At 71.0% G+C, this 24333-nt stretch carries 14 protein-coding genes; 4 read left to right on the plus strand and 10 right to left on the minus strand.

Going from position 1 to position 24333, the window contains the following annotated elements:
* Positions 1–12: 12 nt before the first annotated feature.
* Positions 13–1215 carry a S8 family peptidase gene (locus IE325_RS11870; protein WP_190069750.1) on the minus strand — a complete coding sequence of 401 codons (1203 nt, stop codon included), beginning with the start codon at positions 1213–1215 and terminating at the stop codon, positions 13–15.
* A 319-nt stretch (positions 1216–1534) separates the two neighbouring features.
* Between IE325_RS11870 and IE325_RS11875 the strand changes: the two genes are divergently transcribed.
* Both IE325_RS11875 and IE325_RS11880 read left to right on the plus strand, forming a co-directional pair.
* The gene (locus tag IE325_RS11875; protein ID WP_190069751.1) at positions 1535–4159 is read left to right on the plus strand and encodes a glycosyltransferase family 1 protein; all 2625 of its coding nucleotides are present in this window, start codon (positions 1535–1537) and stop codon (positions 4157–4159) included.
* Positions 4160–4199: 40 nt separating this feature from the next.
* The gene (locus IE325_RS11880; RefSeq protein WP_229911759.1) at positions 4200–4904 is read left to right on the plus strand and encodes a hypothetical protein; all 705 of its coding nucleotides are present in this window, start codon (positions 4200–4202) and stop codon (positions 4902–4904) included.
* A gap of 6 nt (positions 4905–4910) precedes the next feature.
* On the opposite strand, the gene IE325_RS11885 is transcribed toward IE325_RS11880, so the two are convergent.
* The 9 genes from IE325_RS11885 to IE325_RS11925 all read right to left on the minus strand — a co-directional run bounded on the left by IE325_RS11885 (position 4911) and on the right by IE325_RS11925 (position 22477).
* Entirely contained in the window at positions 4911–8345 is a 3435-nt protein-coding gene (locus IE325_RS11885) for a glycosyltransferase (RefSeq protein ID WP_190069752.1), read from the minus strand.
* 54 nt (positions 8346–8399) lie between these two features.
* The gene (locus IE325_RS11890) at positions 8400–8903 is read right to left on the minus strand and encodes a DUF1990 domain-containing protein (RefSeq protein ID WP_190069753.1); all 504 of its coding nucleotides are present in this window, start codon (positions 8901–8903) and stop codon (positions 8400–8402) included.
* A gap of 71 nt (positions 8904–8974) precedes the next feature.
* Positions 8975–10636 carry a M4 family metallopeptidase gene (locus IE325_RS11895; RefSeq protein ID WP_190069754.1) on the minus strand — a complete coding sequence of 554 codons (1662 nt, stop codon included), beginning with the start codon at positions 10634–10636 and terminating at the stop codon, positions 8975–8977.
* Between the two features lie 209 nt (positions 10637–10845).
* Positions 10846–12894, minus strand: coding sequence for a M4 family metallopeptidase (locus IE325_RS11900; RefSeq protein ID WP_190069755.1), 2049 nt, complete (start codon positions 12892–12894; stop codon positions 10846–10848).
* Positions 12895–13167: 273 nt separating this feature from the next.
* Positions 13168–15198: an NAD(+) synthase gene (locus tag IE325_RS11905; protein ID WP_190069756.1), complete on the minus strand. Its 2031-nt coding sequence runs from the start codon at positions 15196–15198 to the stop codon at positions 13168–13170.
* A 53-nt stretch (positions 15199–15251) separates the two neighbouring features.
* Positions 15252–16991: an ABC transporter ATP-binding protein gene (locus IE325_RS11910; RefSeq protein WP_190069826.1), complete on the minus strand. Its 1740-nt coding sequence runs from the start codon at positions 16989–16991 to the stop codon at positions 15252–15254.
* Between the two features lie 113 nt (positions 16992–17104).
* Positions 17105–18817, minus strand: a complete 1713-nt coding sequence (locus IE325_RS11915; RefSeq protein ID WP_190069757.1) for an ABC transporter transmembrane domain-containing protein — start codon at positions 18815–18817, stop codon at positions 17105–17107.
* A gap of 19 nt (positions 18818–18836) precedes the next feature.
* Entirely contained in the window at positions 18837–20693 is a 1857-nt protein-coding gene (locus tag IE325_RS11920; RefSeq protein WP_190069758.1) for an ABC transporter ATP-binding protein, read from the minus strand.
* Positions 20690–22477 carry an ABC transporter ATP-binding protein gene (locus IE325_RS11925; RefSeq protein WP_190069759.1) on the minus strand — a complete coding sequence of 596 codons (1788 nt, stop codon included), beginning with the start codon at positions 22475–22477 and terminating at the stop codon, positions 20690–20692. The genes IE325_RS11920 and IE325_RS11925 overlap by 4 nt, the downstream gene beginning before the upstream one ends.
* Positions 22478–22661: 184 nt before the next feature.
* Between IE325_RS11925 and IE325_RS11930 the strand changes: the two genes are divergently transcribed.
* On the plus strand, positions 22662–23567 hold the full coding sequence (locus IE325_RS11930; protein WP_190069760.1) for an ABC transporter ATP-binding protein: 906 nt from the start codon (positions 22662–22664) through the stop codon (positions 23565–23567).
* Positions 23564–24313 (plus strand): ABC transporter permease, encoded by a 750-nt coding sequence (locus IE325_RS11935; protein WP_190069761.1) that lies wholly within the window; start codon positions 23564–23566, stop codon positions 24311–24313. Before IE325_RS11930 ends, IE325_RS11935 begins: the two co-directional genes overlap by 4 nt.
* Positions 24314–24333 lie beyond the last annotated feature (20 nt).

Consider the following 24333-nt stretch of genomic DNA (forward strand, 5'->3'; position numbering starts at 1 on the left):
GTGAAGAGGGCGCTACGACCCCGGTACCTGAAGGAGTTTGTTCGGCGAGCCGAGGCCGCGGCCGGACACCTTGCCGGACGCGGCCTGCGCCACGAGCGCCTTGGACACCTGTGCGGGCCGTGCCTTGGGATGGTCGGCCAGATAGAGCGCGGCCACGCCCGCCGCGTGCGGCGACGCCATCGACGTACCGGAGTAGGTGGCCCTGCCGGTGTCGCTCGCGTTCGATGCCGAGGTGATCGACACGCCCGGGGCGAACAGGTCCAGGACCGAGCCGGTGTTGGAGAAGCCCGCCCGCGCGTCCTTCTTGTCGGTGGCGCCGACGGTGATGGCCTCGCGCACCGCGGCCGGGGAGTACAGGCCGGCCGGCAGCCCGTCGTTGCCCGCCGCGACCGTATAGGTCACGCCGGAGGCGATGGAGTTGCGTACGGCCGCGTCCAACTGGGTGTTGCGGTAGCCGCCGAGGCTGACGTTGGCGACCGCCGGCTTCTTGGCGTGCCTGGTCACCCAGTCGATGCCCGCGATGACGTCGGACGTGGTGCCGCCGCCGGCGTTGTCGAGGACGCGTACGGCGACGACCTTGGCGTTCTTGGCGACGCCGTACTGCTTGCCCGCGATGGTGCCGGCGACATGGGTGCCATGGCCGTTGCCGTCGCTCGCGGTGCGGTCGTCGCCGACGAAGTCCCAGCCGTAGCTGGCGCGGCCGGCGAAGTCCTTGTGCGAGATGCGGATGCCGGTGTCGATCACGTACACCGTCACTCCGGTGCCCGCGGACTCGGGCCAGGTGTAGCTCTTGTCGAGCGGCAGGTTCCGCTGGTCGATGCGGTCCAGGCCCCAGGACGGCGGGTTCTTCTGGGTGTGCGCCGGCAGTACCCGGGTGTCCTGGACGACCGAGGCGACCCTGGGGTCGGCCGCGAGCCGCTTGGCCTGTCTCTCGCCCGCCCGGATGGCGTAGCCGTTGAGGACCGTGCCGTAGGTATGGCTGATTTTCGCCCCGTACTTCTCGGCGAGGCCTTTTCCGGCCGCCGACGGGGCCTTTGTTCCCCCCTTGAGTGTCACCAGGTAACTGCCGCTGATGGCGCCGGGTTCCCCGGCGCCGCGTATCTGCCCCTCCGGTGCGGCGTGCGCGGGCATGGTGGTGGCCGAAAGTGCGGCGACACACGTCACCGCGGTCAGACCACCCGCCCGGCGCAGACGCCGTATGCGCGTCCGTGCCATGGTGTGAGTTCCCCTCCTCAACTCGGCGCACGGCGGCCTGGAACACCGGGTGCACCCGGCTCGACCGGTGCGCCACTGTCACCCTCTCGTGACGTGAGAAGTCGCCACAAGGACGCCTACGGGGGCGGAATCGGCCATACCGGCCATGGGGGATGTGTAAAGGTTGCGGTCGGTTTCGGACGGAGGCGGCGCTTCCGTTCCGCATACCGGTCGCAAAAACGCACTGTGGTTACGAAGCCCCGCATACCGATACCGTCGATGGCGATGACGGGACCCACACCGCCGTGTGTCCCCTGCCGCGCGCTGCCCGAGGTGAACCGTGAAGGCGATCCGTCGATTCACCGTCCGACCAGTCCTCCCCGAACCCCTCCGGCCCCTCAGCGATCTGGCGCGCAATCTGCGCTGGTCCTGGCATGCGGAGACCCGCGACCTCTTCCAGTCCGTGGACCCCGGGCGCTGGGCCGCCTCGGGCGAGGACCCCGTCCGGCTGCTGGGCAGCGTGCCGCCCGCGCGGCTGGCCGAGCTCGCCGCGGACGGCCCCTTCCTGAGCCGCCTGAGCGCGGTCGCCGGCGACCTCGACGACTACGTCACCGGTGGCCGCTGGTACCAGGACCAGTCCGCCGAACTGCCCGCCGCCGTCGCCTACTTCTCGCCCGAGTTCGGCATCACCGCCGCCCTGCCGCAGTACTCCGGCGGCCTCGGCATCCTCGCCGGCGACCACCTCAAGGCCGCCAGCGACCTCGGAGTGCCGCTGATCGGGGTGGGCCTGCTGTACCGGCACGGCTACTTCCGCCAGACCCTCTCCCGGGACGGCTGGCAGCAGGAGCACTACCCGGTCCTCGACCCCAACGAGCTGCCGCTCGCGCTGCTGAAGGAGCCCGACGGCACCCCGGCCCAGGTCTCCCTCGCCCTGCCCGGCGGCAAGTCCCTGCACGCCCGGGTCTGGCTCGCCCAGGTCGGCCGGGTGCCGCTGCTGATGCTCGACTCCGACGTCGAGGAGAACGACCTCGGCGAACGCGGCGTGACCGACCGGCTCTACGGCGGCGGCAGCGAGCACCGGCTGCTCCAGGAGATGCTGCTGGGCATAGGAGGTGTGCGGGCGGTCCGGACGTACTGCCGGCTGACCGGCCACCCCGAGCCCGAGGTCTTCCACACCAACGAGGGACACGCCGGCTTCCTCGGTCTGGAGCGCATCGCCGAACTCGCCGACCAGGGGCTGGACTTCGACGCCGCGCTGGAGGCCGTCCGCGCGGGCACCGTCTTCACCACCCACACCCCCGTCCCGGCCGGCATCGACCGCTTCGACCGCGAGCTGGTCGCCCACCACTTCGGACCCGCCGCCGAGCTCCCCGGCATCGACGTCGAGCGGATCCTCCAGCTCGGCATGGAGACCTACCCCGGCGGCGAACCCAACCTCTTCAACATGGCCGTGATGGGCCTGCGCCTGGGCCAGCGGGCGAACGGCGTCTCGCTGCTGCACGGCAACGTCAGCCGCGAGATGTTCTCCGGACTGTGGCCGGGATTCGACCCCGACGAGGTCCCGATCACCTCGGTCACCAACGGCGTCCACGCCCCCACCTGGGTCGCCCCCGAGGTGTTCCGCCTCGGCGCCCGCCAGATCGGCGGCCGGCGCACCGAGGACGCGCTGACCGTCGGCGGCTCGGACCGCTGGGACGCGGTCGGCGAGATCCCGGATCAGGACATCTGGGAGCTGCGCCGCAACCTGCGCGAACAGCTGGTCCTGGAGGTGCGTGAGCGTCTGCGCGCGTCCTGGCGGCAACGCGGCGCCGGAACGGCCGAGTTGGGCTGGATCGACGGAGTGCTCGACCCCGACGTCCTCACGATCGGATTCGCGCGCCGGGTCCCGTCGTACAAGCGCCTCACCCTCATGCTCCGCGACCGCGACCGGCTGATGGACCTGCTGCTGCACCCGGAGCGGCCGATCCAGATCGTGGTGGCGGGCAAGGCGCACCCCGCGGACGACGGCGGGAAGCGGCTGGTGCAGGAGCTGGTGAGGTTCGCGGACGACCCGCGGGTCCGGCACCGGATCGTCTTCCTCCCCGACTACGGCATGGCGATGGCCAAGAAGCTCTACCCGGGCTGCGACATCTGGCTGAACAACCCGCTCAGGCCCCTGGAGGCATGCGGCACGTCGGGCATGAAGGCGGCGCTGAACGGCTGCCTCAACCTCTCCGTGCTGGACGGCTGGTGGGACGAATGGTTCCAGCCGGACTTCGGCTGGGCCATCCCCACCGCGGACGGCACCGCCACCGACCCGGACCGCCGCGACGACATAGAGGCCGCGGCGCTGTACGACCTGCTGGAGCAGCGCGTCACCCCCCGCTTCTACGAGCAGGGGCGGGCGGGGCTGCCGGACCGCTGGATCGAGATGGTCCGCCAGACCCTGACCCTGCTGGGCCCGAAGGTCCTGGCGGGCAGGATGGTCCGCGAGTACGTGGAGCGCCTCTACACGCCCGCCGCGCACGCCCACCGTGCGATGACGCCGGACGCGGCGCGCGAGCTGGCGGGCTGGAAGGCACGGGTCCGCTCGGCGTGGCACGACGTGAGCGTCGACCATGTGGAGACCTCGGTGGCCGCGGTGACGGCCACGGCGGAACTGGGCACCACCCTCACCCTCCGCGTCCGTGTCGCCCTCGGCGGCCTCGCCCCGGACGACGTGGAGGTCCAGGTGGTCTCGGGCCGCGTCGACCCCGAGGACCGCATCGGGGACGCCTCGACGGTGCCGCTGAAGCCGACGGGAGGCCCGGACACGGAGGGCCGCTGGGCCTACGAGGGCCCGCTCTCCCTGGACCGGACGGGACCCTACGGCTACACCGTGCGGATCCTTCCGGCACACCGCCTGCTGGCGTCGGGCGCGGAGCTGGGGCTGGTGGCGGTGCCTTCCGAGGAAATGGGCGAAGGGGCGGGGGTGTTGATGCGGTGACGTAGTCTGAGTCGGGGGAGAGGGGGACCCGATTCAGTCGGTGCTGGGGAACATAGTGATCGGGCTGGTGACCAGCCTGCTCGGCGGTGCCTTCGTCTGGTTGTGGGAGCGGGCCAGGAAGGCCCGCGCGGTGAACCGGAGGGCGGCGTTCTTCGGCGTCCGCCCGGGCGAGACCTGCCTGATCGTGCTGGGCAACAAGTACAACTCGCCCGGCACCGCCCACTACCGCGATGTACGCGCCGTCGTCGAACTGACCCTGCTCGTGGGCGAGTTGGGCTGCGATGCGGCGGTTGAGTCGGGTGGCTACCGCGGCAGCAACGGCGATCGTACGGAGTTCTGCGTCGGCGGCCCCACCGGCGGCGCCAACCTCCGCACCGGCGGCCATCTCGCCGCCCACCTGCCCGGTGTCACCGTCCACCCCTACGACGGCACCAGCCCGGAGTCGGTGGCCATCGAGGTCGGAGGGGAGAAGTTCCTCTTCGACCGCGGCCAACAGGAGTACGCCCTGGTCGCCAAGTTCACACCCACCGAGTCCACCCGCCCCGTGTTCCTGGTGGCCGGCCAGACCTCCGTGGCCAATCTGGCGGCCATCCACTTCCTTCGGCGCGAGTACGCGCGGGTGGCGCGGCAGCTGCCGTCGGTTGAGCGCTTCTGCCTCCTGATCAAGGTCTCCGACATCGGCACCTACGAATTCCACCGGGCGAGCCTGGAACGGGACGTCACCGCGGCCGCGTTCGGGCCGTGACGGTGTTCAGCGGCCCGGGAGTTCACCGAGGACGACATCGGCCGCCCGGCGCCACGGCACCTTCTCGGCGAGGATCCGGCGGAGCTCCGCCGCCTGCCGGAACGCGCCCTCGGCGTCCCGCAGTTTGCCGTTGACGGCCCGCGCCCACTTCTCGGTGTCCTCCTCGTCGTCCCCCGACAGCTCGACGACGAACCGGCTCGCCCGCTCGTGCCCGAGCTCCTCCCGCAGGAGATCGGCCAGTCCGCTGTCCGAGCCGACCAGCACCGGAATGCCGTACGTGATCGCCTCCAGACCCACCAGGCCGAACCCCTCCTTGCGGGACGGCATGATCACCAGGGCGGCGCTGCGCAGATCGTCCTCGATGCGGTCCTGCTCCGCCGTATAGGCGCGGACGACGATGTCCAGCTTTGCCTTGCCGGCCCAGCCCTTGATCTTGTCCCGTGAGGCGTCCACCTCGCCCTCCGGTGCGCCGCGCACGACCAGGCGGACGCCGCCGCGCAGCCCGTCGTCGTACAGCCACTGCGCGACCTTGGCGCAGGCCCCGGCGGCGATGTCGACGCCCTTGAGTTCCGCGTCCTCTACGCGGCCCAGCAGGAACACCCGCAGCGGCTTTCCCTTCGGCGGGACGCGGTCGGCGGCGCCGGGTACCTGGGTGTCGAAACCCGGGTCGAGCTGTACGGGCGGCAGTCGCTCGGGGCTCTCGACCTCGTCGAGGAACTGACCGTGCAGCCGGGGCCCCACGGCGATCACACGGTGGGCGGTCCTGCCGAGGTGGCGCTCGATCCGGGTGCGCTCCTCGGCCAGCAGACCCGCGTCGTTGCCCCGGTCCGGCTTGTGCCACTCGATCTCGTCCGGCGCCATGTGCACGAAGTGCAGGCGCCTGGCGCCCGGGAAGAGGTCGTCGCGCAGCTGCTGCGCCGGAGGCCCGGTGATCCGGCCGTGCCCGAGGATCAGGTCGGGCTCGATGCCGACGGGGAGATCCCGGGGGCGGGCGGCGAGGCGCATGTCCGCCGAGGCGCCCGGGATCCTGCGGGCCGGCAGCAGCGTGACGCCTGCCGCCCCGGCGGCCACCGACTCCTCGGCGGTGGCCTCCAGCACCACACAGAACACCTGGGCCCCGGCGCCTGCCAGGGCATGGCACAACTCCCGGTTGAAGGTGCTCAGGCCGCCGTGGGAGGAGGACCACTCGGTGGCGACGGAGAGCACGACAGGGGGACGGTCGATGGGTGGGGCGGGGGCGGTGGCGGGCTCCGGTCGGGTGTCCTGCGCTTTGGTGGTCACACCGAGTGCGGTCTGGGCGCGCCGTACAGCGTCGATCAGCTCTACGTCGGTCTCCTCGTGCAGCAGCGCGGGGTTCTCGGGGTCCGGCAGCAGAAGGTAGCTGATCGAGGGCTTGTTGGTCGTGACCCTGTCCAGCTCGGCCGCCGATTCGGCGAGCCGTCCCGCGGCCAGACCCGGCTCCCCGGTCAGAAGATGGGCCATGGCAGCGTTGTAGAGACTCAGAGCCCGGCTCCATGGATTGTCGGCCATCGCGACGGCCTGCCGGGCCCATTCGAGCGCGTCCTCCTGCACACCCTGTGTCAGGTTGAGGTAGGCCAGGCAGTTGGCCTGCACCCAGCCAGGGCCCAGCGCAAAAGACGACTCGAAGTGGGCCCGTGCGCGGGAGAGGTCACGGGAACTGTAGGCGTCGAACGCGGCGAGTCCATGGTTGATGCTCAGTTCGAGCCGCCGTTTTCCCTTGGCCTTCTGGAACCACTCCTTGGCCGGCCACGACCGCAGCGGCTGGCGGACCCGCTCGGCCGTGAGCCGACCGCCCAGCGCCCCGATCCGTTCGGCCGCCGCCTTGAAGTCGGCCCGCTCGCTCAGCTCGATGTCGTCCGTGTCCGCCGCGTACATCCAGCGTTCGATCGTGTGGTCGCGGTAGGAGCAGGTGACAGAGGTGAGGTCGAGGGCCTGCGGTTCGCCCGCGCGCAGGATCGCGAAGTGCACGTACTGGATCGACTTCGTGGCGTTCGGGCCGGCGGCGGGCTGTCGGTTCAGGGCGTCGAAGCAGCGCTCCACATGTGTCGCGGACATACCCGGACAACACGTCGGCAGAATGCGCAGGGGGTCCTCGGCGAAGTCGTGCAGCAGGCTGAGCAGTCGGTGCGTCATCAAGCCCCGGACATCGGACCGGCTGGTGACCTGGACGTGCGACGACCGCCCGATCACGCTGGCCGACCACAGTCGCGTGTACACCTCATCGAAGAGCTCCGTCCCGATAGCGAGCCGCACGATGTCGTCGTCCTCGAGGACGCCCCGGGCGACGAGAGCCGTCCGGTACGCGTCGTACTCCTCGCGGGTGATCTCCGGCGGCCCGGCGAGGCAGTGGGCGAACCAGGCCTCGTCCGGTGTCGCGTGGTCCAGGGCCGAGGTCAACACGTTGAAAGCGATCAGCTCGGTGCGCGGCATCTCGCGCACGGCACGGATCAGCGGGCGCTCGAGTATGCCGGTCTGGGACTCCGACTCCATGCGGGACCGGATGTCCGTGAGCAGTTCCGGCGTGAGCTCCAGGTCGGTGGTCAGACCGCGCTTCAGACGCTCGAACATCTCGTGGCAGTAGAGCTGGATCGCGTACGGATTGCCGTCTGTCAGCAGCCTGAGCGGTGACACCAGGCGCTTCGTGTCAAGACCGAAGACGCCGGCCTTCTTGAGTGGACGCTCGACGCAGTCGAGGATCGCTGTCTTCTCGATGAACCGCCTGACCTCAATCCGCTTGAACTGTCGCAGGATCTGTGAATGCACATCCGCGATCCGGTCCGTCAGCCCCGATGTGCCCGCGAGCACCAGCACCAGACCGTCGACACGGGTGGTGAGGAAGCGCAGCACCGACAGCGCGCGGGCGTCGTCGGCGATCACCTGGGCCTCGTCCACCAGCAGGGCGATGGGATGCCCGAGCAGCGCGACGAACGCGGCGAGGTCGGCACGCAGCGCCGCCTCCGGCACCCGGCCGCCCGGACCGGCGAGGGCGACGGCTTCGGGGAACTGCAGCGGAGCCACCGAGGCGGCGTCGCCGACCCCGGCCATCGCCCGTCGGACGGCGGCCAGTTCGAAGGGGATCGCGGGTGCCTCCGCTCCTTCGGAGCCGGCCGTGATGACCGCGACGATCTCGTCGTACAGCTTGCTGAAGAAGGCCAGCGGCTCGCCGTCGCCCTCGATCAACTCCACGCGCACGGTGGTCAGTTCCCGTGCCTGTGCCATCCACTCGGCGGCGTTGAGCAGGCTCGTCTTGCCGGCTGCCCGCGGGCCGTCGAGGACGACGCAGACAGAGGGTCGGTCGACGGCGGCCTGATCGAGTTCATAGGAGATGGCGGCGACTTCCTCGTCCCGCCCCGCGAACACGGCGGCATCCCGCACCGGATTGCGGTAGTCGTACGGGTTGAGCACTTCGGAGATGTTCACGAGCCCCCTCACCTCGCCATGATCGTACGATCGCACAGCGCGGTCCGGCGACCGTCAGGTGTCATCACCGTGCAACTTCCGCAACACCGCCCCGCACCGTCGCGCATAGGCGTGCTGCAGGCCGCGCGTGGCGGGGCCGCCCGCGCGGGCGTACCACTTGGCCGCGCGGCTGAAGGCGCGGACGGTCAGCCAGACCGTGCCGTCGCCCGTGCGCTCCACGAGGAACGCCTCCTCGCCGCACTCGGGGTGGCCTTCGAGGGTGCCGTAGGCCCAGCCGATCCTGCGGTACTCGTCGACCGTCCAGACCACCCGGCACGGGGCCTTGACGACACCGGCGAGGGTGACCGTGACGTCGACGTCGAGGGCCGCCCGTTCGGCGCTCGCGTCGATGCCGACGCCCATCGCGCGGTGCATCTCCCAGGTCATGACCGCCTCCGCGGCTCTGCGGAAGACGTCCTCGCCCTCGCCGATGCGGGTGCGTACGTGCAGGGGGTGGAAGCCGGGAGGGCAGAAGCCGTTCTCCCGGGTCGCGCCGACGTCGTCGTACGTGAAGGCCATGGGTACCAAGAGTAGGGCGGCACCCGGGGATGCCTTCGTCCCGGGTGCCGCCCTCTTCAACTCCGTGTGTATCAGGCCACGTTGATGGCGGACCAGGCCGCCGCAACCGCCTTGTACTCGGTGCTGCCGGTGCCGCCGTACAGGGCGGACGCCGCGCTCAGGGTCGCCGTGCGGGCGGCCTTGTAGTTGGTCGTCGACGTCATGTACTCGGTGAGCGCCTTGTACCAGATCGCCGCGGCCTTGTCGCGGCCGATGCCGGTGACCGTCGAGCCGTTGGAGGTCGGGGAGTCGTAGCTGACCCCGTTGATCGTCTTCTTGCCGCTGCCCTCGGACAGCATGTAGAAGAAGTGGTTCGCCGGGCCCGAGGAGTAGTGGACGTCCAGGCCGCCGAGCGAGGACGACCAGTAGTCCTTGGAGCCGCCGTCCTTGCTCGGCTTGTCCATGTAGCGCAGCGGGGAGCCGTCGCCGTTGATGTCGATCTTCTCGCCGATGAGGTAGTCACCGACGTCGGAGGAGTTCTTGGCGTAGAACTCGACGGCCGTGCCGAAGATGTCGGAGGTGGCCTCGTTCAGCCCGCCCGACTCTCCGGTGTAGTTCAGGCCCGCGGTGTTGGAGGTGACGCCGTGCGTCATCTCGTGGCCGGCCACGTCCAGCGAGGTCAGCGGGTTGGTGTTGCCCTCGCCGTCGCCGTAGGTCATGCAGAAGCAGCTGTCGTCCCAGAAGGCGTTCACATAGGCGTTGCCGTAGTGGACGCGGGAGTAGGCGGCCTTGCCGTCGTTCTTGATGCCGGAGCGGCCGAAGGTGTCCTTGTAGAAGTCCCAGGTCTCCTGTGCGCCGTAGGCCGCGTCGACGGCGGCGGTCTGGTCGGTGGAGGAGCTGGAGGCGGTGCCGGTGCCCCAGGTGTCGTCCGCGTCCGTGAACAGGGTTCCGGTGCCGGAGGTCCTGCGGGCCAGGTTGTACGTCTTGTGGCCGCCGCGCGTGGCGTCGGTGAGGTTGTACGTCGAGCCCGACTTGGTGGTGCCGAGGGTGACCGTGCCCGAGTACAGGCTCTTGCCGGTGCCGGTCTCGATGCCCTGGTACTCGAAGAGCTTCTTGCCGGTGGCGGCGTCGGTGATGACGTGCAGCTCGTTCGGGGTGCCGTCGTCCTGGAGGCCGCCGACGACGGTCTCGAAGGCGAGGGTCGGCTTGCCGTTGGCCGCCCAGATCACCTTGCGGGGCGCCTTGTCCGCCTCGGTCTTCTTCGAACCGGCCGACTTGGCGAGCGAGACGGCCTGGCCCTCGGCCTTGTCCGCGCTGATCGCCGGCTTCAGCGAGGCGACCTTGATGGTGGCCTTGGTCGCCTTGGTGACGCCCTGCGTCTTGCCGGCCTTCTCGTGGACGACGAGGTCGCCGCCGAGGACGGGCAGGCCCTCGTAGGTGCGCTCGTAGCGGGTGTGGACGGTGCCGTCGGCGTCTCTGACGACGTCCTTGACGACCAGCTTCTCCTGGGCGCCGAGGCCGATCGCGTCGGCGGTGTCGGCCGCCTGGGCCTGCTGGTCCTGGATGAGGGCGGTGCGGGTCGCCGGGGCCAGCGCGACCGGGGCGGCGAGTGGGGCGGCCTTGGTGCCGGCGTCCACGGGAGCCGCGGCGGCCGAACCACCGGTGGTCAGGGCGGTGGTGAGGAGGGCCCCGGCTGCCACGGAGGTGGCTATGGCGAGGGTCGTGCGCTTGCGACGCGCGTAGAGGGGGGTCACACGAGCTCCTTTTGTGGGGGAAGTGCATCGGTGCTGTGCGGCGGGTGGTGGAAGCGTGCCACCTGCGGCGCGTACATGTCAGGAGTGATCGCTGATGTTGGCCAAGATTTGACTGTTGGGTGAACGTTTCAGAAATGTGAACGGGCGCCGTCCCGGCGGGAGTTGAACCCACCGAGACGACGCCCTGTCGGAGACACACCCGTACGGGCCTACGGGAAGGTGAGCTTCCAGCTGTTGATGTAGCCGGTGTCGATGGCCGCGTTGTCCTGGACGCGTAGCGTCCAGACGCCGTTGGCGGCCTCGGAGGACGCGTTCACCGTGTACGTGGTGTCGAGGTTGTCCGAGCTTCCGCCGGCGCCGTACGCCTTCAGGTTGTACGCCGTGCCGTCGGGGGCGACCAGATCCACCTTGAGGTCACCGACGTAGGTGTGGACGATGTCCACGGCCACCTGGAGGTTGGACGGCGCGTTGCCGGTGCGGCCGGACACGGTGATCGGGGACGTGACCGCCGCCCCGTTGTCCGGGATCGACACGTCGGTGCCGCTCTCGAACGACGTACCGCCACCGCCGCCGCCATCGGGGCGCGAGCCCACGTTGATGCCGGCCCAGGCGTCCTGCACCGCCTTGTACTCGGCGCTCGTCGTGCCGTACAGCTCACCCGTGGCCGCGAGGGTGCCGGTGCGGGCGCCCGCGTAGTTGGTGTTCGAGGTGAACTTGGTGGTCAGCGCGCGGAACCAGATCTTCTCCGCCTTGTCGCGGCCGATGCCGGTGACCGGAAGGCCGTCCGAGGTGGGCGAGTCGTAGGTGACACCGTTGATGGTCTTGGTGCCGCTGCCCTCGGAGAGGAGGTAGAAGAAGTGGTTCGCCGGGCCCGACGAGTAGTGCACGTCGATCGAGCCGATGCCCGAGTACCAGCTGTCCTTGGATGCGCCGTCCTTGCTCGGCTTGTCCATGTAACGCAGCGGCGAACCGTCGCCGTTGATGTCGATCTCCTCGCCGATGAGGTAGTCACCGACGTCGGAGGCGTTGTTGGCGTAGAACTCGACGGTCGAGCCGAAGATATCGGAGGTGGCTTCGTTCAGACCGCCGGACTCACCGCTGTAGATCAGGCCCGCGGTGTTGGAGGTGACGCCGTGCGTCATCTCGTGGCCGGCCACGTCGATGGACGTCAGCGGGTGGGTGTTGCCCGAGCCGTCGCCGTACGTCATGCAGAAGCAGCTGTCGGACCAGAACGCGTTGACGTAGTTGTTGCCGTAGTGGACCCGGGAGTAGGCGCCGACGCCGTCGCCCCGGATGCCCGAACGCCCATGCACGTTCTTGTAGTAGTCCCACGTCAGCGCGGCACCGTAGTGCGCGTCGGCGCCCGCGGTCTCCGCGTTGGACGGGTTGCCGTTGCCCCACACGTCGTCGGGGCCCGAGAAGAGGGTGCCGGTGCCGGAGGTGCCGCGGTTGAGGTTGTACGTCTTGTGGCTGCCGCGCGCGCCGTCGGTCAGGTTGTACGTCGACCCGGACTGCGTGGTGCCCAGCGTCACCGAGCCGCTGTACATGGTGTTGCCGGTACCGGTCTCGATGGCCTGGTACTCGTACAGCTTGGCGCCGGTGGCGGCGTCGGTGATGACATGCAGCTCGCTGGGGGTGCCGTCCTCCTGGAGGCCGCCGACGACGGTCTCGTAGGCGAGGGTGGGCGTGCCCTTCGCGGCCCAGATCACCTTGTGCGGCGCCTTGTTGACGTCCGGGCTCTTGGCGTCCTCGGCCTTCGCCGCGGCCAGCGCCTGCTTCTCGGCCTTGGCGGCGGGGACGGCGGCGGTCGTGGTCGCCGGCTTGATGGCGGCGCGGGTCGCCTTCACGACGTCCTTGGTGGCGCCGGACTTCGTGGTCTCGACGACCAGGTCGCCGCCGAGGACGGGCAGACCGTCGTAGGTCCGCTCGTAGCGGGTGTGGACCGTGCCGTTGCCGTCCTTGACGACATCACGGACGACCAGCTTCTCCTTGGCGCCGAGGCCCAGGTCCTTGGCGGTGTCCGCCTTGGTGGCGTTGGCGTCGCGTATCAGCTCGGCGCGCTGGGCGGGGGACAGCTTGACGGACTCGGCGCCCGGTAGGACCTTTCCCGCGGCCGACGGTGCCTTCTCCGGGGCTGCGGTGGCGGCGCCGGTCTGGACGGCCGCGGCGATCAGGGCGGAGACGCCGACCAGGGCGACAGCGGCGGCCCGGCGATGCGTCGTGTGGGGGGTGCGTCTGTGGGAGGAACTGTCTCTCAACACTGACTCCTTCTGCGCGGCCGCGGATCACGCGGCCAGGGGAGACCGGCCGGCGGGTGGGCCGTCCGGGCGATACGGGGTGGTACGCAGAACGACGTGCGCGTGCGGGAGCTCGGCCGCGGGCACCGACGTGTGACGGTGCTGTGGGGTTGCTGTGTCGCGGCCGTGGGAAGAGTGGCAGGTGACTGCGGTTTCTGTCAGGACCGCGTCAGGAAGTTGGCCGGAAATCGTTCGTTGTCCGGGAGTTCACGTTCGATAAACGGACCTGTTGACTCAAACGTCGATACGGCCGAGATCGCGCAGCCAGGCGGCCGCGTTGCCGTCGGACGGCGCCCGCCAGTCACCGCGCGGCGAGAGCGAACCGCCCGCCGACACCTTCGGGCCGTTCGGCATCGCCGAGCGCTTGAACTGTGCGAACGCGAAGAAACGACGGCAGAAGACCTCCAGCCAGCGCCGGATCTCGGCCAGGTCGTACGCCACCCGCTTCGCCTCGGGGAACCCGGGGGGCCAGCTTCCGGCCTTGGGGTCGTGCCACGCGTGCCACGCCAGGAAGGCGATCTTCGACGGCCGGAAGCCGTACCGCAGGACGTGGAAGAGCGTGAAGTCGTGCAGCGCGTACGGCCCGATCTTCGACTCCGTCGACTGCATCTCCTCGCCCGGCACCAGCTCCGGGCTGATCTCGGTGTCGAGGATCGCGGCCAGCGTGTCGCTGGTCTCCTCGTCGAACTGCTCGCTGCCGATGACCCAGCGGATCAGATGCTGGATCAGCGTCTTCGGCACCCCGCCGTTGACGTTGTAGTGGCTCATCTGGTCGCCCACGCCGTACGTGGACCAGCCAAGGGCCAGCTCCGACAGGTCACCGGTGCCGAGCACGATGCCGCCGCGCTGGTTCGCGAGCCGGAAGAGATAGTCGGTGCGCAGGCCCGCCTGGACGTTCTCGAAGGTGACGTCGTACACCGGCTCGCCGGACGCGAAGGGGTGGCCCATCTCCTTGAGCATCAGCCGCGCGGTCGGCGTGATGTCCAGCTCGGCCGCGGTGACGCCGAGCGAGTTCATCAGCTTGTGGGCGTTGTCCTTGGTGTGGTCGCTGGTCGCGAACCCGGGAAGGGTGAAGGCGAGGATGTCGCTGCGCGGACGCCCGGCGCGGTCCATCGCGCGGGCGGCGACGATCAGCGCGTGCGTGGAGTCCAGACCGCCCGACACCCCGATGACGACCTTCGGGCCGCCGATCGCACCCAGCCGCTGCTGAAGGCCCGCGACCTGGATGTTGTACGCCTCGTAGCAGTCGAGCGCGAGCCGGTCGGCGTCGGCGGGCACGAACGGGAAGCGCTCCACCCGGCGCTTGAGCCCGAGGTCGGCGGTGGGCGGGTCGAGCTGGAACAGGACCCGGCGGAAGTCACCGGTCCGCCCGGCGTGCGCGCGCCGGTTGTCGTCGAACGTGCCCATCCGGGCCCGCTCCTGCCGCAGCAGGTCCAGGTCCACGTCGGCCACCGCGTACTGCTCGTCCAGCGGGAAGCGGCCCGTCTCGGCGAGCAGGGCGCCGTTCTCGTAGATCATGGTCTGCCCGTCCCAGGACAGGTCCGTCGTGGACTCGCCCAGACCGGCCGCCGAGTAGACGTACGCCGCGAGACAGCGCGTCGACGCCGCCCGGCACAGCAGCCGACGGTCCTCGGCCCGGCCCACCGTGATCGGGCTGCCCGAGAGGTTCGCGAGCACGGTCGCGCCGGCCAGTGCCGCCTCCGCGCTCGGCGGCACCGGCACCCACATGTCCTCGCAGATCTCGGCGTGCAGGACGAGGCCGGGGACGTCCTCGGCCTCGAACAGCAGGTCCACGCCGAACGGGACCTCTTCACCGCCGACCCGGATCGTCCCGCCGCGCTCGTCCTCACCGGAGGCGATCTGGCGGCGCTCGTAGAACTCGCGGTAGTTCGGCGGGTACGACTTCGGGGCCACGCCGAGGATCCGGCCCCGGTGCACGATCACCGCGCAGTTGTAGATCCGGTGGCGATGCCGCAGCGGCGCGCCGACGACCAGCACCGGCAGCAGGTCCGCCGACCCGGCGACGACGGCCCCGAGCGCTTCCTCGACGTCATCGAGCACCGCGTCCTGGAGCAGCAGGTCCTCGATGGAGTAGCCGGTCAGGCCCAGCTCGGGGAAGACGGCGACCGCGACGCCCTCCCGCGCGCACGCGCGCGCCTGCCGCAGTACCGCCTCCGCGTTGGCGCGCGGGTCGGCGATGACGGTGTGGCCCGTACACGCGGCGACCCGCGCGAAGCCGTGCTGGTAGATCGACCAGAAGTTCAACGGACTTCCCCAGGAGAAGCAGACAGTGCTGGCATCGAGCATAGATCGCCTGTTCAGCCCGGCGCCCCCGGCCGCTCCCCGTGCCACGACCGCCACAGCGCCGCGTACGACCCGTCGGCCGCGACCAGCTCGTCGTGCGTGCCCAGCTCGGTGAGCAGGCCGTTCTCCATCACGGCCACACGGTCCGCGTCGCTGGCGGTGTGCAGCCGGTGGGCGATCGCGATGACGGTACGGCCCTGAAGTACGGCGGCCAGCGCCCGCTCGGTGTGCCGGGCGGTCGTCGGGTCGAGCAGCGCCGTCGCCTCGTCGAGGATCAAGGTGTGCGGGTCGGCGAGCACCACGCGGGCGAGGGCCAGCTGCTGGGCCTGTGAGCCGTCCGTGGCGCTGCCGCCGTCGCCGAGCGCGGTGTCGAGGCCGTCGGGCAGCCGCCGTACCCAGGAGTCCGCGCCGACCGCGGTGAGCCCGGCCCACAGCGCCTCGTCCGTGGCGGACGGCTCGGCGATACGGAGGTTGTCGCGGACCGTGCCGAGGAAGACATGGTGCTCCTGGGTGACCAGGACGACCTGGCGGCGCAGCTGCTCCGGGCCGAGCGCGACGACCGGCACTCCGCCGACGGTCACCGAGCCGGCGGTCGGCGCGTCCACGCCCGCGAGCAGCCGGCTCAGGGTCGTCTTCCCGGCGCCGGACGGGCCGACCACGGCGAGGCGTTCACCTGGGCGGACGGTCAGGTCGACGCCGCCCAGGACCTCGCCGCCCCGGTCGTAGGCGTAGCGCACGCCGGTCACTTCGATCAGGTCGTTCGCCGGGGCGGGGGCGCCGGTGTCGGTGGCTCGCGGGGCCTGCGCCAGGCCCTCCACGCGGGCGAAGGAGGCGCCGCTGCTCTGGAGTTGCTCGACGCGCATCAGGATCTCGTCCAGCGGCTCGCTCAGCTGTTGGACATAGAGGGCGGCGGACACGACCGAGCCGAGGCTCATCGCGCCGTGCTGCAGCAGGACCCCGCCGAGCAGCAGGACCGTGGCGACGGGGACGACGTACGACATGTCGACCGCCGGGAAGAACACGGTGCGCAGGAACAGGGTGTGGAAGCGGGTGCGGCGGGATGTCTCCAGGGCGTCCCGGCTCGCCGCGATCCTCTTCTCTTCGAGACGCAGCGCCTCCACCGTGCGGGCTCCGGTCACGGTCGCCGTGAGGATCTCCGCGACGTCGGAGGTGGCGGCGCCCTCGGCGAGGTAGCCGTCGCGTGCCCTGCGCAGATACCAGCGCAGGGCCCACCAGATGCCGCCGAAGCCGAGTACTCCGCAGAGGCCCAGGAGGGGGTTCAGGGTGATGACCGCCGCCAGCAGGAACACGGCCTGTACGGAGCTGATGAGCAGCTCCGGGCCCACGTCGCGCAGCGTGGTGCCGACCAGGGCGACATCGGTGGTGCCGCGTGTGGTGAGGTCGCCGGCGCCGGCTCGCTCCACGACGTTCGCGGGCAGGGCGAGGGTGCGGTCGACGAAGTCCTCACGGACCCGGGCGAGGGTGCGTTCGCCGAAGCGGTGGCCCACGTAGCGGGCCCAGCGGGCCAGCAGCAGCTGGGCTGTCGCCGCTATCAGGATGGCGCCGGCCAGCTTGTCGACGGCGGTTGTGCCGTGGCCGGCTCTGACCTCGTCGATGATGCGGCCGACCAGGTAGGGGGCGGCCAGGCCTGCGATCGCTGCCGCGGAGTTGAGGGCGAGGACCGCGGTGAAAGAGCGGGCGTCGGCTCGGATCAGGCGGGTGGTGGCTCGGCGTACGTCTTTTGGCTCGGCGATGGGGAGGGTTTTGCGGCTTGGAGCTCGGGACTTGGGGTCGTCTGCCGGGTGCGGGTTGTGTGTGGCTGGTCGCGCAGTTCCCCGCGCCCCTTTGGGGCGGCGTTGCTGGGCCGTCAACTCAAGACCTCCTCGGCGTTCTCGTCCCGGGCCACCAACGCCCTGTATCCCGGCTCGCCGGCCAGCAGCTCGTGGTGGGTGCCCGTCGCCGCCACCTTGCCGTCCACCAGGTAGTGCACGGTGTCCGCGCGGTCCAGGAGCAGCGGGGACGTCGTCGTCACCAGCGTCGTGCGGCCCCGCCGGGACGCGTGGAGGCGTTCCGCGACCCTTGCCTCCGTGTGGGCGTCCAGGGCAGACGTCGGTTCCACCGCGAGGAGCACCTCCGGGTCGGCCAGCAACGCCCGGGTCAGGCGGACGCGTTGGCGCTGGCCGCCGGAGAGGTTGCGGCCCTGGGCGTCGATCGGGGTGTCGAGGGCGTCGGGGAGGCCCCGGACGATGTCCTCGGCGACGGCGGTGTGCAGCGCCTGTGCGAGGGCCGTCTCGTCCCGGTCCGCCTGCCCGGCGATCAGCTCGCGCAGCGTGCCCGCGAACAGGTCCGCCTCATGGTCGGCGACCAGGATGCGGCCTCTGAGCTGCGGTAGCGCGATGTCGGAGAGCAGTGCGTCGCCCCAGGTCGCCGTCGATGGGACGTAGCGGCCGAGTCGGTCGACCACGTGCGCCGCGTCGGACGGCAGCGCGGTGGTCAGGGCGGTCAGGCGGCCCGGGAGCACCCGTACTCCGGACTCGGGGTCATGCAGGGCGGCCGGTTCCGCGGGGGCGTCGAGGGTGCCGGTGTCGGTCATCGGCTCCAGCCGCAGGAACCGTACGACCCGGCGTGCCGCCACCACACCGCGGGCCACCTGGTAGATGAACTCGACGAAGAACGCCACCGGCCGGACGAGGACCGCGACGAAGCCGTACACCGACACCAACTCGCCGACCGTGATCGTCCCTTCCGCGGCCATCCGTGCCGCCAGCCAGGTGACCACGGCCAGGAACAGCGTCGGCAGGCCGACGCCGAGCGCCTGCACCCAGCTGGTCACCGCACCGACCCGGTACCCCTGGGCGCGCAGCCGCTGGGAGTCGCGGTGGAAGGCGTCGGCGACCAGGTCCTTGCCGCCGAGGCCGTTCAGGACGCGCAGCCCGCCCGCGAGGTCGGCGATACGCGCGGTCAGGATGCTCTGCCGCTCCCGGTACTCCGTCTCGGTGCCCTGGAGCCGGCCCAGCAGCGGGCCGACCAGTACGGCCATCGCGGGCATCCCGAGCAGCACGATCACCGCGATCGGCACCGAGACGGACACCAGCAGCACGGCCACCGTCAGATAGGCGACGATCGCCCCGAACCCGGGCCCGATGACCGTCAGGGAGTTGCTGATGGTGTGGACGTCGCCCACTCCGATGGTGACGACCTCCCCGGCCCCGATCCGGCGCGGCAGCGCGGCGCCCAGCCGGACGGACTGGCCGACCAGGACCTTGATGGTGCGGAACATGGCGTCCATCCGCACCCGGGTCATGGTGCGGTGCCGCATGATGCTCAGCCACGAGTTGAAGACATGCACACCGGCCAGCACACCGGTCCACGCGGCCAGCATCGCGTAGTCACCCGTCGCCAGCCCCTCGTCCACGGCCCGTGAGAGCAGATACGGCGATGCCGCCATCAGCACCATCCACACCGCGGAGATCAGGGCGGCGAGGGTGGACCGTCCGGGTTGCTGGGTCACCAGCCACCACAGATAGCGCGCCCCGCCACGGCGGTCCGGCTCGCCCGGATCCTCGTACGCGTCGATCACCTTTCGTCCCCCTGAAAAGTCACGCCAGACTGTCCCGCCACGCCCGGTGCAGATCCGCGAACCTGCCCGTCCCCGCGATCAGTTCGGCCGGTGCCCCGTCCTCGACGATCCGGCCGTGCTCCATGACCAGGACCCGGTCCGCGATCTCGACCGTGGACAGCCGGTGCGCGATGACGACGGCCGTACGTCCCTGCAGAACCGTCGACATCGCGCGCTGCACGGCCCGTTCGCCCGGGATGTCGAGGGAGCTGGTCGCCTCGTCGAGGATCAGTACGGCCGGGTCGGCGAGCAACGCCCGGGCGAACGCGACCAGTTGGCGCTGGCCCGCCGAGATACGGCCGCCCCGCTTGCGTACGTCGGTGTCGTAGCCGTCGGGCAGGGAGCTGATGAAATCGTGCGCGCCGATGGCCTTCGCGGCCCGCTCGATGTCCTCGCGGGTGGCGTCGGGGCGGCCGATGGCGATGTTCTCGGCGACCGTGCCGGAGAACAGGAACGCCTCCTGCGTCACCATCACCACCCCGCGCCGCAGCTCGGCCACGGCCAGCTCGCGCAGGTCGACGCCGTCCAGGAGGACCCGGCCGTCGGAGGGGTCGTAGAAGCGGGCCAGCAGCTTGGCGAGCGTCGACTTGCCCGCGCCGGTCGAGCCGACGACGGCGATGGTCTGCCCGGCCGGGATCCTGAGGTCGAAGCGGGGCAGCACCTCGCCGCCGGTGCGGTAGCCGAACCGGACGCCGTCGAAGACGACCTCGCGGCCGGGGTGTTCCCGCGAGCGGAGCGGCGGCAGCCGGGTCGGTTCCCGCGGCTCGGGCACGGACGGGGTCTGGGCCAGCAGACCGGCGATCTTCTCCAGGGAGGCCGCCGCCGACTGGTACGAGTTGAGGAACATGCCGAGCCGGTCGATCGGGTCGTACAGCCGCCGCAGATACAGCACGGCCGCCGCCAGCACACCGAGGGCGAGCGTGCCGCCCGCGACGCGGTGGGCGCCCCACAGCACGATCCCCGCGACCGCCGTGTTGGCGACCAGCCGGGAGCCGACGACGTAACGGGCCATTTCGAGGAGCGCGTCGCCGTTGGTCCGCTCGTGGTGGGTGTTGAGGACGCGGAAGTCGGCGTCGTTGGCGGCCTCGCGCCGGAACGCGCGCACCGGGCGGATGCCGTTCATCGTCTCCACGAACTTGACGATCACGGACGCGATGGCGGTGGAGCGCAGCCGGTACACCCGACCGGCGCGCCGCTGATACAGCCGTACCAGGAGATACAGCGGCACGAACGAGGCCACGGCGACCGCGCCCAGGCCGAGGTCGAGCCACAGCAGCATCGCCGAGATGTAGACGAAGGACAGGATGACGGTGACGAGCTCCTGGAGCCCCTCGCTGAGGAGCTCGCGCAGGGACTCGACGTCCGTGGTGGAGCGGGAGATGAGCCGGCCCGAGGTGTAGCGCTCGTGGAAGTCGACGCTGAGGGCCTGGGCATGGCGGAAGATACGGCCGCGCAGATCGAGCAGCACGTCCTGGTTGACGCGGGCGGAGGCCAGGATGAACGCGTACTGCAGCGCGCCGGAGACGACCGCGCACAGCAGATAGCCGACGCCGACCGCGATCAGCGGCCCGAGGTCGTCCCGCCGGAACGCGGGCACCGCCGAGTCGATGGCGTACGCCACCAGCAGCGGGCCCGCCTGCACCGCCGCCTGCTGGAGCAGCAGCAGGAGCGTGGTGAGGGCGACGCGGGCCTTCATCGGCGCGAGCAGCGAGCGCAGAAGGGCGGCGGTGGCGCCCGGGGGAGTGGGCAGGACGTCACGGTCGAACGGGTCGCCGCCCTTGGGGGGTTCCTCGGCGGGCTGTTCCTTGTCCGGTGCGGTGGCGGTGGTCGCCGTCATCGGCCGTCCTCCTCGGTGCCAGCCATCAGATGGGCGTACTCGGCGTTGCTCCGCAGCAGTTCCTGGTGGGTGCCGACCGCGGTGACACGGCCGTCGGAGAGCAGGGCGACGCGGTCCGCGAGCAGCACGGTGGACGGGCGGTGGGCCACGATGAGGGCGGTGGTCTCCGCGAGCACGTCCCGCAGGGCGGCCTCGACGGCGGCCTCGGTGTGCACATCGAGCGCGGACAGCGGGTCGTCCAGGACGAGGAACCGGGGCCGTCCGACGACCGCCCGCGCGAGCGCGAGGCGTTGACGCTGGCCGCCGGAGAGGCTCAGGCCCTGCTCGCCGACCTGGGTCCCGGTCCCGCCCGGCAGGTCGTGCGCGAACGCCGCCTGCGCGACGGACAGGGCCCGCTCCAGCTCCGGTTCTCCCGCGCCGTCCTCGGCGCCCATGAGGACGTTCTCGGCGACGCTGGCCGAGAACAGGGTGGGTTCCTCGAAGGCGACGGCCACGAGTGCCCGCAGTTCCTCGCGGGTCATCGCGGTGATGTCCCGCCCGTCGAGGGTGATCCGGCCGGACGTCACCTCGTGCAGCCGGGGAACCAGGGCGGTGAGGGTGGTCTTGCCGCTGCCCGTCGCTCCGACGAGGGCCATGGATTCGCCGGGGCGGATGTGGAGGTCGATGTGGTCGAGGGTGGGCGGGGAGTCGGCGGGGGCGTCGGGGTAGCGGAACCGCACGTCGTGGAACCGGAGTCCGAGGTCCGTGCCGTCCGTCTTCGCCGTCGCGACCTGATGGCCCTCCGGCTCCTCGTCCATCACCTCGAAGTACCGCTCCGTGGCTGTCGCCGCCTCCTGGCTCATCGCCAGCAGGAACCCGATCGAGTCCACCGGCCACCTCAGCGCCAGCGCCGTCGACAGGAACGCCACCAGCGTGCCCGCCGACAGTTCCCCGTCCGCCACCTGCACCGAGCCCAGCACCAGCGCCGCCCCGATGGCGAGTTCCGGCAGCGTCACGATGACGCCCCAGATCGTCGCCAGCAGCCGCGCCTTGCGCAGCTCGGTGCCGCGCAGGGTGCCCGACAGGTCCCGGAACGCCCGCGCCTGGCTGCGATGCCGGCCGAACCCCTTGATGATCCGGATCCCGAGGACGCTCTCCTCGACGACCGTCGTCAGATCACCGACCTGGTCCTGCGCACGCCGCGCGACATCCGCGTACCGCTTCTCGAAGATCACGCAGGTGACCATCACGGGCACCGCCGGGATCAGGATCACCAGCCCAAGCGTCCAGTCCTGGAGCAGCATGATGATGACGCCGACGAGAATCGTCACGCTGTTGACCAGCAGAAAGGTCAGGGGGAACGCGAGGAACATCCGCAGCAGCATCAGATCGGTGGTGCCCCGCGACAGCAGCTGGCCCGACGCCCACCGGTCGTGGAAGGCCACCGGAAGCCGCTGCAGATGCCGGTACAGATCGGCCCGCATCCCCGCCTCGACGCCCGCCAGCGGCCGCGCCACCAGCCATCGCCGCAGCCCGAACAGCAGCGCCTCCGCGAACCCGAGCAGCAGCAGACACAGCGCCCCGAGCCATACGCCGGCCGGATCCCGGTCGGCGACCGGCCCGTCCACCATCCACTTCAGGACGAGCGGGATGACCAGCGACATGCATGAGGCGACGATCGCCACGCCCGCGGCCGTGAACAGCCGCACCCGCACGGGACGGACGTACGGCCACAGGCGCAGCAGCGTACGTACGGCTGAACGTCGTTCGGACCTGTCCTCGGCGTCTGCACGTGTCGTCACCATCAGCAGCGAGCCTACGGATCGCCACTGACACTGCCCAGCGAGTTTTGGCCGGTCCGCGATCGGCCGCTGGTCCTACGACCTGCGTGTTCGGGGGGTCGTACAGCCGCCATCGACCGATCGGCTGATGTGCCTTCTGGCGCGACGGCCGATGTGCGAGCCCTCGCCGCGCCGCGACCCTGATGCCATGTCCGTCATCGAAGTCACCGATCTGCGCAAGTCCTACGGCGGCCGGACCGTCGTCGACGGCGTCTCCTTCGCCGTCGAGGAGGGCGAGATCTTCGGCATCCTCGGCCCCAACGGCGCCGGCAAGACCACCACCGTCGAGTGCGTCGAGGGCCTGCGCGTCCCCGACGCGGGCCGGGTGCGGGTCACCGGCCTCGACCCCGTCGCCGAGCACGAGGCCACCCGCCGGGTGCTCGGCGCGCAGCTCCAGGAGAGCGAGCTGCAGGCCAAGCTCACCGTCCGCGAGGCGCTCGAGCTGTACAGCGCCTTCTACCCCAGCCCCCTCGACTGGCGGCCGCTCGCCGAACGCCTCGGCCTGACCGACCGGCTCAGCAGCCGCTTCGGCAAGCTCTCCGGCGGCCAGAAGCAGCGGCTGTTCATCGCGCTCGCCCTGGTCGGCAACCCCCGGGCCGTCGTCCTGGACGAGCTGACCACCGGCCTCGACCCGCGCGCCCGCCGGGACACCTGGGAGCTGATCGAGGACATCCGCGCGAACGGTGTGACCGTCCTCCTCGTCACCCACTTCATGGAGGAGGCGCAGCGGCTGTGCGACCGGATCGCCGTGATCGACAAGGGGCGGATCGCCGCCCTGGACACCCCGGCCGGGCTGATCCGGCGCTCGGCGGGCGGCACCGTCATCAGCTTCACACCGTCCGCCCCGCTGGACGAGCGTGACCTGAACGCGCTGCCCGCGCTCGCGTCCGTCGCCCACAAGGACGGCCGTATCACCCTCTCCGGCACCGACGAGACGGTCAACGCCGTCATCACGCTCCTCGCCCGCACCCACATCACGGCCCGTCAACTCCGCGTCACCGACGCCACGTTGGACGACGCCTTCCTGGATCTGACGAAGGAGGCGGCTGTATGAGCGCCGCTCTGGTCAACCCCGCCGTACTGAGGAGCGAGGTCCGGCTCTTCCGTCGCGAGCCCGGCGCCCTGTTCTGGATGCTGGGGTTCCCGACCCTGCTGCTGGCGATCCTCGGCTCGATCCCCGCCTTCCGGGAGACCGACCCCGCCTTCGGCGGGCTGCGCCCGGTCGACGGCTACGTCCCGGTGGCCGTGCTGCTCGGCCTGATCGTCGGCGGGATCCAGGCGATGCCGCAGACCCTCACCGGCTACCGGGAGCGCGGCATCCTGCGCCGGATGTCCACCACCCCCGTCCGGCCGTCCGCCCTGCTGTCCGCACAGATGCTGCTGTTCGGCGGGGCCGCCCTGGTCTCCGCGCTGTTCGCCCTGGCGGTCGGCCGGCTCGCCTTCGACGTACGGCTGCCGCGCCAGGGCTTCGGCTACGCCCTCGCCCTGCTCCTGGCCGTACTGGTCGCCCTCGCGCTGGGCGCCGTGATCTCCGCGCTGTCCCGGACCACGAAGATCGCCGGTGCCATCGGGTCGGCCGTGTTCTTCCCGGCCATGTTCTGCGCGGGCGTGTGGATGCCGGTGCAGACCATGCCGGACGTGCTGGCGAGGATCGTCGGCTACACGCCCTTCGGGGCGGCGGCCGAGGCCCTCAACCAGGCGGCGGCGGGGCACTGGCCGGGCTGGGGCCACCTGGGCGTGCTCGTGGCCTGGACGGTGCTGCTCACGGCAGGGGCCGCACGCTGGTTCCGCTGGGAGTAGGCGGACCGCCGTGCAGACTG

The organism is Streptomyces lanatus (assembly GCF_014655715.1).
GTDB lineage: Bacteria > Actinomycetota > Actinomycetes > Streptomycetales > Streptomycetaceae > Streptomyces > Streptomyces lanatus.

Bases quoted from the DNA above. Each gene is read 5' to 3' on its own strand.
- IE325_RS11870 (WP_190069750.1), bottom strand. From the start codon at position 1,215: ATGGCACGGACGCGCATACGGCGTCTGCGCCGGGCGGGTGGTCTGACC.
- IE325_RS11920 (WP_190069758.1), bottom strand. From the start codon at position 20,693: ATGACGGCGACCACCGCCACCGCACCGGACAAGGAACAGCCCGCCGAG.
- IE325_RS11925 (WP_190069759.1), bottom strand. From the start codon at position 22,477: ATGGTGACGACACGTGCAGACGCCGAGGACAGGTCCGAACGACGTTCA.
- IE325_RS11935 (WP_190069761.1), top strand. From the start codon at position 23,564: ATGAGCGCCGCTCTGGTCAACCCCGCCGTACTGAGGAGCGAGGTCCGG.
- IE325_RS11930 (WP_190069760.1), top strand. From the start codon at position 22,662: ATGTCCGTCATCGAAGTCACCGATCTGCGCAAGTCCTACGGCGGCCGG.
- IE325_RS11890 (WP_190069753.1), bottom strand. From the start codon at position 8,903: ATGGCCTTCACGTACGACGACGTCGGCGCGACCCGGGAGAACGGCTTC.